This window comes from Candidatus Hydrogenedens sp., from assembly GCA_035378955.1.
GTDB lineage: Bacteria > Hydrogenedentota > Hydrogenedentia > Hydrogenedentales > Hydrogenedentaceae > Hydrogenedens.
Window position 1 is genome coordinate 1 of record DAOSUS010000097.1, and the last position, 11,328, is coordinate 11,328.

An 11,328-nucleotide genomic window follows, 5' to 3' on the forward strand; every position below is an offset into this window, starting at 1 on the left:
TCATTACCAATTCTTCCATAGAGGTATTGCCGGCTCTTTCTCCTATTCCATTTACTGTGCATTCGATTTGTCTTGCGCCACCTTCTAAAGCAGCCAGAGCATTGGATACGGCTAAACCCAAATCATTATGATTATGACAAGAAAAGATAACATTTTCTGGAGGTTGGACTTTTTCTATTACATAGGCGAACATATCTTTAATTTCACTGGGGGTTATATAGCCTACCGTATCGGGCAAATTAATCACATCTGCACCTGCATCAATAGCAACTTTTGTTAGTTCTACCAGGAAATCCCATTCGGAACGAGTTGCATCCTCAGCAGAAAATTCTACTCGTGGTATCAAACTTTTAGCAAGTTTAACTGCCTCTTTGGCTCTTTCCAAAACCTGCTTAGGAGACATTTTTAATTTATATTCCATGTGGATTGGAGAACTTGCAATAAAGGTGTGTAATGTGGATTTCTCTGCAGGTTTTAATGCCTCCGCAGCACATTTAATATCTTCATCTAATGCTCTTGCAAGACCTGCCACACGGCATTTTTTTACTGCTTTAGCGATTTTTTGAACGGCTTCAAATTCTTGTTTGGATGCAATCGGGAAACCGGCTTCTATGGTATCAACACCTAATTTTTCTAATTGCAAAGCCATTTGCAATTTTTCTTGCACATTCATACTTGCGCCGGGCGATTGTTCTCCATCTCTTAATGTCGTGTCAAAAATCTCAAATTTAGTATTCATAAATTTATACTCCTAAAATTATCTCATTTCTTTTTGATTAGGGTAACATTGAAAATGATTATATTATATCATAAATAATTTTAATGATTTGATATTAATAACTTATATAGGAAACGAATTCCCCAGTATCTCTATTCCTGATTTTTTGAATAAATCTCTGCATTTCTCTTAATTCTATTAATCCCTGATTTTTTTATTGGAGTTTTACCAAAATAATTATTAAATTCTGAATTCTCCATATTTGAAATTTTTTCTGTATCTATTTCATCTATTATACAAAGGTCCTCATTTTTTATGTTGGTTTTGTTCTGGTTCCAAGGACAAACCTCCTGACAAATATCACAGCCATAAATTGTATTTTTTATGTATTTTTGTATATCTAATGGTATTTCATTTCTGTTTTCTATGGTATGGTAGGATATACATTTCCTACAATCAATATAACCATTTTTATTTATGGCTCCTGAAGGACATGCTTTTATACATCTATCACATTCACCGCAACGATTTTCTATCTCTTTTTCTGGTAATAAAGAAATGTTTGTTGATAAAATTCCTAAAAGAAGCCATGAACCTAATTGGGGATTGATGATGAGTGAATTTTTCCCTTGCCAACCAATCCCTGCACGAACTGCCCATATCTTCTCGTGAACGGGTCCTGTATCAACAGATATTTTGAATTTTGCTCCCTCGATAATTTCCGATAAGAACGAAACAATCTGTTTTAACTTTTTGCCTATTAATATATGATAATCATAACCATGGGCATACATTGCTATTTTCTTATTATCACAAGGGTGTAGATAGTTGTAAGCAAATACAATTACCGATTTTGCATCAGAGAACCATTTAAGTACTTCCTCTCTCATTAAAACATTTTTTTCAAACCATTGCATATCGGCGTGGCAACCCATTTGTACCCATTGTCTTAAATTTGAAACTGTATTTTGTTGTTTTACTTCGGCTACTCCCCACACTGCAAAACCAATTTTCTCTGCTATTTCACTGATTTTTGATTTAATTTCTTCTTGAAGTTTTATATCCTTATTTATTTCTTCTACTTTGTATTTTTTCACTGGAACATTCTCTTCTACTCTTTTGTTTATTTTAATAAGAAAGGTAACTTCTATGAAACCTATTGTTATATATGATGATTCATGCAAAATGTGTACAAACTTTGTAAATTATATAAAGAAAAAATCAGATACAGTAAATAGTGAATTAGAATTTCTTCCTATATCTGAGATAAAAAATAAATCAGATATAGTAAATATAGATGAACAACAATTACAAAAATCTGTTCATCTTGTCGTTAATGGACAAAAAACACTTTCTCAATTTCAAGCAATACAGGAAATTTGTCGTAGGGTTAATATTTTTCACTCTCTTTATCAAATCAAATCACCTCTATTGATATTTTTATTAAACTTGTTTTATAAATTTATCGCAAAACATCGGAAAAATTTTCTTTTCCAACATTTATCTCAACTACTATTCAAATCCCATAATTAAATATATCTTTAAACCTATCTCGTATTAATTATTAATTCTATCCTATTTTTTATTTATAATATATAAACTTTTCATATCATATTTATTAAGGGGATTAATTATGAATTTAAAAAAATTACCAGTATATCCATATTGTTTTGTTTGTGGGACGCAAAATTCGTCCGGTCTTCAAAGTCAATTTTTTATCCAAGACCAATATACCTTACTCCCTGTCCGTTTTACAGATAAACATACAGGATACCCTGGATTTGCCCATGGTGGAGTTGTTTCTTCTGCAATGGATGAAACAATGGCATGGTCTTCTGCAAGATATTTTAAAAGAATGTGTGTTACAGCAGAATTTACAGTTCGATTTTTAAAACGAGTGCCCTTAAATAAAGACCTTTTAGTAAAAACATGGATAACAAAGGGACACCGTCTTATGGCAACTACAGAAGGGGTTCTTATAGATAAAGAAACTGAAGGAGTCCTTGTTCGTTCCTGGGGTAAGTTCATGCCTATATCTGATGAAGAGACACAAATTGTAGACCATTACTTGATATATGACGAAAATACAGAAAAAATATTTAGCAATTCCCATAACACCTGATTAAGAGAATGTTTATGAAACCGCATTTAAAACCAATACTTTGGGATAATAGAAAATTACATATTATAGACCAAACATTATTGCCGGGCGTCTTAAATCATATACCTATTACAACATTAAAAGAGGCTGAAGATGCTATTAAATTATTAAAGATTCGCGGTGCTCCTGCTTTAGGTATTTTTGCAGGGTTTGCTTTGCTATCTATAGTTATTCATGAAAAGCCTAAAAATGTTTTGGAAGCAATACAAATAATTAAACATTCTGCAGAGGCAATAAAAAAAACAAGACCTACTGCGGTTAATTTATTTTGGGCAACAGATAGAATATTAAGAGTAGTAAATAATTCTTCTAACGACACCTTGAATAGTCTTTTAAATAAGATGGAGCAGGAGGCATTAAATATATATCAGGAAGAAACGAAAGCATGTCAACAAATAGGAATTTATGGAAACTCCTTAATAAAAAATTCTACAACAATTCTAACTCATTGTAATGCCGGGGCTTTAGCAACCGGGGAATATGGAACAGCCCTATCCCCTATTTATATTGCTAATGAAGAAGGGAAATCCGTGCGTGTATATGCTGATGAGACAAGACCACTTCTTCAGGGTGCACGGTTAACTGCATGGGAATTGCAATATGCAGGAATACCTGTAACCCTGATTTGTGATAATATGGCTGGGCAAGTAATGAAAGAAAAAAAGATAGATATGGTTATTGTAGGTGCTGACCGAATAGCAAGGAATGGAGATACGGCAAACAAAATCGGAACTTATTCGCTTTCAGTTTTAGCAAAATATCATGGTATACCCTTTTATATTTCTGCTCCTTCTTCTACTTTTGATTTGAGAATTTCGAATGGTTCTCAAATACCTATTGAAGAACGAAATTCAGATGAAATATGTTTTTTTAATAACAAAAGAATTGCTCCAGAAGGTATCTCTATATATAATCCTGCATTTGATGTTACACCGTCAGAAAACATTACTGCTTTTATAACAGAAAAAGGGATAATTTATCCTCCTTTTGATAAAACTATCTCCAGAACTATGGGTAATCAGAATGAAAAAGAATGAAATTCACATAACGAATAATCTTTGTATTCCTTCAGACAAACTATTATTGATAGCAGGACCATGTGTAATTGAAAGTAGAGAACATACTCTATTTTTAGCAAAAGAAATAAATGAAATATGTAAAGAATTAGATGTACATTTTATTTTTAAGGCTTCTTTTGATAAAGCAAATAGAAGCCACATAGATGCTTATCGGGGTCCCGGTATAGAACAAGGTTTAAATATCTTAAAAGAGGTAAAAGAAAAAATTCGGGTCCCTGTATTGTCCGATATACATGAACCATGGCAAGCCCCAATTTGTGCTGATGTGCTTGATGTAATACAAATACCTGCTTTCCTTTCTCGTCAAACAGATTTACTCTTATCTGCTGGGTACACACAAAAACCAATTAATATAAAGAAAGGACAGTTTATTGCCCCATGGAATATGAAAGAAGTCATAGAGAAAGTATTATCAACAGGAAACAGAAATATCCTTTTAACAGAACGAGGAAATTCTTTTGGATATAATCAACTGGTTATGGACCCTTGTTCAATCCCTATTATGTCCGAATTCGGTTTCCCTGTTATTATAGATGCCACCCATAGCGTTCAAAAACCGGGTGCAGGTATAAAAGGTTCCGGTGGTAATCGGGAATTAGCTCCTTACATTGCTAATGCAGGTATTGCTGTAGGGGCAGATGGTATCTTTGTTGAAGTCCATGACAATCCCGAAAAGGCACTATCCGATAGTTCTAATTCTATTTGTTTATCTGATCTACCTACTTATCTCAAGCGTTGGAAAGCACTTTTTAATTGTATCAAGGGAGGTGTTAAATGAGAAATATAGGGAAACAGGTTTTAATTTTAGAAGCACAAGCCCTACAAAAAGCAAGTGAACGATTAGGCGTTGAGTTTGACCAATGTGTCCATTTACTTCGTAACACGAAGGGAAGAATTATTGTAACAGGATTGGGAAAATCAGGACTTGTGGGAAAAAAAATCTCAGCCACATTTGCCTCTTGTGGTTATCCTTCGATTTTTATCCATGCAACAGATGCTGTTCATGGCGACCTCGGTAACATAACCGAAAATGATGTCGTTATAGCAATTTCTTACAGTGGAGAAACTACAGAGGTTATTAATTTAATTCAATTTATTAAAAGGATTGGGGCTAAATTAGTAGGAATATGTGGTAATTTAAAGTCTCAATTGGCTCAGTATAGTGATGTAGTATTAGATATATCTGTTGATAAAGAAGCGTGTCCCATAGGACTTGTTCCAACTGCATCAACAACATTAACATTAGCTATAGGTGATGCTCTTGCTGTGGCTTTAATGGAAATAGATGGCTTTAATGAAGAAACTTATAGGAAATATCATCCTGGAGGACAAATTGGTAAAAAATTGTTGAAAGTAAAACATCTAATGCACACAGGGATTGAAATACCTATTATTAATTTTACAATGACAATGGACGAGACTATTAAAGAAATATCAAACAAAGGATTAGGAATGGTTGCTGTTATAGATGATAATCAAAAGGTGGTAGGTATAATTACAGATGGAGATTTAAGAAGGCTTTTACAAAGATATGGAAATTTTCTAAAAATGATGGCAAAAGACTGTATGCATTCACCTCCTATTTGTATATTCCCTGATACTTTGGCAACCGAAGCACTGAAAATCATGGAAACCAATCGAATCACTTCCCTTATCGTTGTAAATGAAGAAAATAAATTATTAGGCGTACTTCATTTACATGATTTATGGCGGACAGAAATGTTTTAAGTTCTATTTTACTTTCTAATATATTTTTTCTATAATAGACATCAAATTTTTAATAATAAAGGTTATTTTTTTAGAAAAGGAAAATAATATTTTTTGAAATTGGAATTGTGGCAAGTTTAATATCATTGACTACAATTATAATTCCTTTATATAGATTAATATATGCTTTACTTATATATTGTTCTTATAAATAGAGCATAAAAACCATTTTTAACTATTTTATTATTTATGATTATAAATTTTATTTTATGTATGTGCTAAATTATTACATTTTTTGTTATAATGTACACAGTAAATAAATATTTTACATATCATCTTAAATATTTTGAAATATGTAAACAATATAGATAAAGGATTTTTATATAAGGTTTTATGGAGTCAAAAAACAATAACGGATTATCAGAAATAGAAAATGTAGTTGCAATTGATGGTCCTGCAGGAGCAGGGAAAAGCACCGTTGCCCGTCTTGTAGCCAGAGAATTAGGTTTTCAATATTTAGATACAGGAGCCATGTATCGTGCTGTTACATGGTGGGCAATTCATTCGAATATTGATATAGATAATCCACAAGTAGTAGCAGAACATACCAAAAAGATAGATTTGAAATTAACTCCTACGGAAGAGGGAATGCGAGTTGAAGTTGGAGGAAAGGACATAACCCATGAGATTAGGACACCAGAAATCACAAGAGTAATATATAAGTTGGATGAAAATCCTTATGTAAGAGAACATCTTGTATATTTACAAAGGTTATTTGCTTTAGAATATCCTACAGTAGCAGAAGGTAGAGATATGGGAACTGTAGTATTTCCCAAAGCAAAATGTAAATTTTATTTAGATGCTCAACAAGAAGTGAGAGCCCAAAGACGGCAAAAAGAATTGGAAAAGAAAAATATTATCATACCTCTGGATAAATTGTTAGAAGAAATCATTGAACGCGACAGAAGAAATATACAGAGGGAACATTCTCCCCTACGCAAGGCTGATGATGCTATTTTTATAGATACATCTTTCCTGAGCATAGAAGAAGTTTGCAAAAAAATTATTGACATCGCACGAGAACGGTTAAAGAAATGAACGATATTCTACAAAATACAGTTTGGAAAATTAGCACATGGAACCATGAAAAGGTAGATTTTTTATCAAATTCTTTGGAAATTCCTCCCATTATTGCACACCTTTTAATAAATCGCGGGATTGATACACCCAATAAAGTAGAAGAATTTTTTAAACCTTCGGTAAAACAAATTATATCCCCTTTCTCTTTAAAAGGAATGGATAGTGCCGTTGAACGCATTATGGAAGCAAAGAATAAAGGGGAAAAGATATGGGTATTTGGGGATTATGATGTAGATGGTATTGCTGGAACGGCATTACTTACGCGTGGATTAAAAAGGTTTGGTATTCAAAATGTTTATCCCTTATTACCAGAACGGTTGTCAGATGGCTATGGTTTAACCTCTGAAATTGTTGAAAAGGCTTACTCCGAATCTGTTCGATTAATTATAACTGTTGATAATGGTATTTCCACAATTCCTGCCAGTTTGAGAGCAAAGGAGTTAGGGATTGACTTAATTATAACCGACCACCATATCCCTTCCGAAGAACTTCCTCTTGCAAAAAGTATAATCAATCCTCGGTTGGAAGACCCGGAACATCCCAGTGCTAATTTATGTGGAGCAGGAGTTGCATTTAAATTAGCATTGGCTTTGAATGGTTCTCCAAACGATTTGGACCTTGTAGCATTAGCCACGATAGCGGATGTTATGCCATTAACAGGAGAAAATAGAACGCTTGTTTCTTTAGGATTGAAACATTTGTCAAAATATAAAAGAATTGGATTGCGAGCATTAGCAGAAATGTCCAACATCAATTTAGATGATATGGATGTAGAAAAAATTTCTTACGGTTTAGCACCTCGAATAAATGCGGCGGGAAGATTGGATAATGCTTTTAAATCTTTAGAACTTTTGTTGTGCGAAAATGATGATAAGGTATTAGATTTATCTCAAGAACTCATAAAAGCCAATGAAGAACGAAAAAATATAGAAAATGAAATTTTAAATGATGCCATATCTGAAATTGAGGCTTATATAGAAAAAGATGCTCCTGCCATTGTTTTAACTCGTAGAAACTGGCATCAAGGAATTATAGGACTCGTTGCCAGTAGATTGGCACATCGCTATTCGGTTCCTGTTGCCTTAATAACAGTAGATGAAAAAGGTATAGCCAAAGGTTCTATTCGCAGTATATATGGTATTGACATAATTCAGATATTAAATCAATGTAAACATATATTAGAACAATATGGTGGGCATAAACTTGCAGCAGGTTTTACATTGATTGAAGAAAACATTCCTCTCTTTAAAGAACATATAAAAGACTTATTAGCTCAGGAAAAATCTAAAGAAAAGGAAATGGTTACATTAGATATTGATTGCGTTATTAATTTTTCACAAATAGATTCTTCCCTTTTACAATGGTTACAACGGTTCGAACCCACAGGCTTTGGAAATCCTCCTCCTCTTTTTTGTTCAACAAATGTAGAAATTATTCCACATACTGTGCAAATATTTAAAGACCTTAATGTCCGAATGGCAATGAAACAAGATAATCGTCTTTTCTACGGGATGGGTTATTATTTAGCAGAACGCTTCTTTAAGGAAGCCAATACTAAAAAAGTGGATGTCGCTTATACGCCCAAAATTTCAACATCAAAGATTTATGGTGGTTGCAAATTACAAATAAAAGATTTTAGACCTTCAAATTAGGTATGATTTTATTATACATATTTTATTTATAATTATAAATAAAATTTAGGAATCTACATTTGGTTGAATTTAACAAGAAAAGGAATACGAATTTAAATAAACGGATAGCGCCCCGTACCCCATCAAATCGTCATTGTTTGATGTGGGCAAAAGATAGCCCTGACATTAAAAAAAAAGGTGTTATTCTGGATTTAAATATATATGGAATAAGAGTTCGAACAGCAGAAATATATGAAATTGGTCAAGAGTTATATATACAGATGATGAAAGATGAAGAATATAAAAATAATTTAGGTGTGCCAATTATAGCCGTTATTGTTCGTTCTTCTTCTGTTGATAACAATTTTATAGATTATGGTATGAAACGAGTTTTAACAGAAATAAAAAAAACAGATAGACGAGGACAACTTTTCGTTAATCCTTCTATAAATACACCTAAAAAAACAAATACAATAAATGATATTCTTAAAAAAAAGAATCCATAATGGAGATTTGCTATGAATAAATATAAGGTATTGGTGGTTGATGATGAACCCGATGTTGTAGAATTGTTAGAACGGACATTAAAGACAGAAGGATTCCAGGTAATTTGTGCTTATGATGGTATCTCTGCCCTGGACTTAGTTTCAACAGAGAAACCCGATTTAATTCTTTTAGATTTAATGATGCCCATGATGAGTGGATATGAGGTATGTGAACAAATAAAATCAAATCCGCAAACACAATCTATTCCAGTAATATGTGTAACTTCCGCTCATACACCGGATGCTCGGGCACATAGTTTACAGATTGGTGCTTCTGATGTCGTTACAAAACCTTTTTATCCCAGTGAACTTATTGCGCGGATTAAAAGACAACTTCAACCTCGCGAATGAAACTATTTTGATTGCAGGGTTTGTTTATCGTTATATTAGGGTAATACTATAATGATTTTAGAGTAAAGGGGATAAAAGTGACGATACCTAACTTATTAACATTTTTTAGAATTTTACTCATACCTATTTTCTTAATAGTGATAACATTTTATACAAAAGAAACATCCTATTTGCGTTATGTAGGTTTTGGTATATGTGTTATAGCAATAATAACAGACTTATCAGATGGTTATATTGCAAGAAAGTTTAATCTTTGTTCCGAATTAGGAGCACGATTAGACCCACTTGCAGATAAACTTGCTGTGAATTTAAGCCTTGCATTTATTGCTTCAAATACATCATTTGAATATCCTATACCTTTATGGTTTCCACCTCTTGTATTATTCAGAGATACAGTTCTTGTTGTGGGAACCTATCTTATTAGCAGAAAACTGACACAGGTAAAGGTGTCGCCGCGTTTTTGGGGTAAAATTACATCTTTTGTTTTATCTCTATATATTGCTATTGTTCTTTTACAGATAGAAATATTGGTTCTTATTTTTTTGATACTATCTACTATTCTAACTTTATTATCTCTTTTTGACTACCTATGGGTAGGAATTCGTTTTGCCTTAAATTATCGAACAACCAATGGATAAACCATTTCCTAAATTACCTATAATCGCTATTTGTGGCAGACCTAATGTCGGTAAATCTACCTTGTTTAATCGTATAGCAGGTAGAATGCAGGCTATTGTGCTGGATAAATCTGGAATTACACGAGATAGATATGAAACTATTGTAAATTATAAAGACAAACATTTTATTCTTGTTGATACAGGTGGTATTGTAGATGAGTGGAGAGATTCTATTACTGGGAAAGTTCAACATCAGGTTCGAAAAGCCTTAGAATCTGCCGATATTGTATTAATGGTCACCAACGGGAGGGAAGAATTAACTGCCATTGATTTTGATGTTCGTGATTATGTAAAAAAATTAAACAAACCGACACTCCTTATAGCTAATAAGATTGATGATGATAAACATATCTTAAATACAGTTGACCTATATCAATTAGGGTTGGGAGAACCCATTGCTGTTTCTTCTTTACATGGAACAGGAATTGAGACTCTTTTAGATACACTTTATAATCTTTTGCCTGAACAAAATATCGCTCTTGATAAAATTACAAATGAAAATAAACAAATAAAAATCGCAATAATTGGGAAACCTAATGTTGGAAAATCTTCACTGGTAAACGCTCTTTTAGATGATGAGCGAGTAATTGTTGATGAGACACCGGGAACAACCCGAGATGCTATTGATATTCCATTTACCTGGAAAGGGAATGATTATATTTTAATAGATACAGCAGGTATGAGAAGGAAAGCCCATTTGCGAGAAGCCGTAGAATTCTATAGTGTCCATAGGACATTAAAGTCCGTGCGCAGGTCGGATATTGTTCTCGTTCTTATCGAAAGTTCAGAAGGTATAACAGACCAGGATAAAAAAATTATAGGTTATGCAGTAGAACAAGGAGTAGGGATTGTCATTGGATTTAGCAAATGGGACTTAGTTCCAGATAAAAAGGAGTATGCTTATATTTTACAGCAACAAGTCCAAAGAGAATTGCCTCATCTTGACTATATTCCTACGGTTCATTTATCTGTAATACAAAACAAACAAAAATACTTTAATGAATTATTTAAAACAATTAACAAAGTCCAGGAAAATACTCTATTCCGTGTTCCTACTTCTGAACTCAATCAATTTATTACAGAACTCAAAACAAGCCACCCTGCCCCTACCAAGGGTGGAAAAAGAGCAAAGATATACTATGGAGCACAGGTTAGTGTAAAACCGACTAAATTTTTATTATCTGTTAATCAAAGTAGGCTATTTCATTTTAGTTATCTTCGTTATATAGAAAATTCGATTAGGGAGAGGTATAATTTTATTGGGGTTCCGATTAAAATACAATTGCAAGAAGGAGATAAATAATGGAATTCAAGGTTAT

The 11,328-nt window shown here is 32.9% G+C and carries 13 protein-coding genes; 11 read left to right on the forward strand and 2 right to left on the reverse strand.

All coding sequences use genetic code 11. From position 1 onward, the window contains the following. On the reverse strand, positions 1–739 hold a 739-nt coding region (locus PLA12_13335; GenBank protein HOQ33476.1), incomplete at its 3' end, for a 2-isopropylmalate synthase. Between the two features lie 131 nt (positions 740–870). Continuing rightward, a complete protein-coding gene (queG, locus tag PLA12_13340) occupies positions 871–1,815 on the reverse strand; it encodes a tRNA epoxyqueuosine(34) reductase QueG (GenBank protein HOQ33477.1) in 945 nt (314 codons plus the stop codon). Between the two features lie 52 nt (positions 1,816–1,867). Between queG and PLA12_13345 the strand changes: the two genes are divergently transcribed. From PLA12_13345 to der, 11 genes are all read left to right on the forward strand, one after another. Then, entirely contained in the window at positions 1,868–2,251 is a 384-nt protein-coding gene (locus PLA12_13345; protein HOQ33478.1) for a DCC1-like thiol-disulfide oxidoreductase family protein, read from the forward strand. 100 nt (positions 2,252–2,351) lie between these two features. Further along, a complete protein-coding gene (locus tag PLA12_13350) occupies positions 2,352–2,840 on the forward strand; it encodes a PaaI family thioesterase (protein HOQ33479.1) in 489 nt (162 codons plus the stop codon). A gap of 14 nt (positions 2,841–2,854) precedes the next feature. Next, positions 2,855–3,916: an S-methyl-5-thioribose-1-phosphate isomerase gene (gene mtnA, locus PLA12_13355; GenBank protein HOQ33480.1), complete on the forward strand. Its 1,062-nt coding sequence runs from the start codon at positions 2,855–2,857 to the stop codon at positions 3,914–3,916. Further along, entirely contained in the window at positions 3,903–4,736 is an 834-nt protein-coding gene (gene kdsA, locus PLA12_13360; GenBank protein HOQ33481.1) for a 3-deoxy-8-phosphooctulonate synthase, read from the forward strand. Before mtnA ends, kdsA begins: the two co-directional genes overlap by 14 nt. After that, the gene (locus PLA12_13365; protein ID HOQ33482.1) at positions 4,733–5,686 is read left to right on the forward strand and encodes a KpsF/GutQ family sugar-phosphate isomerase; all 954 of its coding nucleotides are present in this window, start codon (positions 4,733–4,735) and stop codon (positions 5,684–5,686) included. Before kdsA ends, PLA12_13365 begins: the two co-directional genes overlap by 4 nt. A gap of 372 nt (positions 5,687–6,058) precedes the next feature. Further along, the gene (gene cmk, locus PLA12_13370) at positions 6,059–6,763 is read left to right on the forward strand and encodes a (d)CMP kinase (protein ID HOQ33483.1); all 705 of its coding nucleotides are present in this window, start codon (positions 6,059–6,061) and stop codon (positions 6,761–6,763) included. Further along, positions 6,760–8,457: a single-stranded-DNA-specific exonuclease RecJ gene (gene recJ / locus PLA12_13375; protein HOQ33484.1), complete on the forward strand. Its 1,698-nt coding sequence runs from the start codon at positions 6,760–6,762 to the stop codon at positions 8,455–8,457. The genes cmk and recJ overlap by 4 nt, the downstream gene beginning before the upstream one ends. A 59-nt stretch (positions 8,458–8,516) precedes the next feature. Continuing rightward, positions 8,517–8,942 (forward strand): hypothetical protein, encoded by a 426-nt coding sequence (locus PLA12_13380; protein HOQ33485.1) that lies wholly within the window; start codon positions 8,517–8,519, stop codon positions 8,940–8,942. A 12-nt stretch (positions 8,943–8,954) separates the two neighbouring features. Then, a complete protein-coding gene (locus PLA12_13385; protein ID HOQ33486.1) occupies positions 8,955–9,332 on the forward strand; it encodes a response regulator in 378 nt (125 codons plus the stop codon). A 77-nt stretch (positions 9,333–9,409) separates the two neighbouring features. After that, entirely contained in the window at positions 9,410–9,970 is a 561-nt protein-coding gene (locus tag PLA12_13390; GenBank protein ID HOQ33487.1) for a CDP-alcohol phosphatidyltransferase family protein, read from the forward strand. Next, positions 9,963–11,312 carry a ribosome biogenesis GTPase Der gene (gene der / locus PLA12_13395; protein ID HOQ33488.1) on the forward strand — a complete coding sequence of 450 codons (1,350 nt, stop codon included), beginning with the start codon at positions 9,963–9,965 and terminating at the stop codon, positions 11,310–11,312. Before PLA12_13390 ends, der begins: the two co-directional genes overlap by 8 nt. Positions 11,313–11,328: the final 16 nt, after the last annotated feature.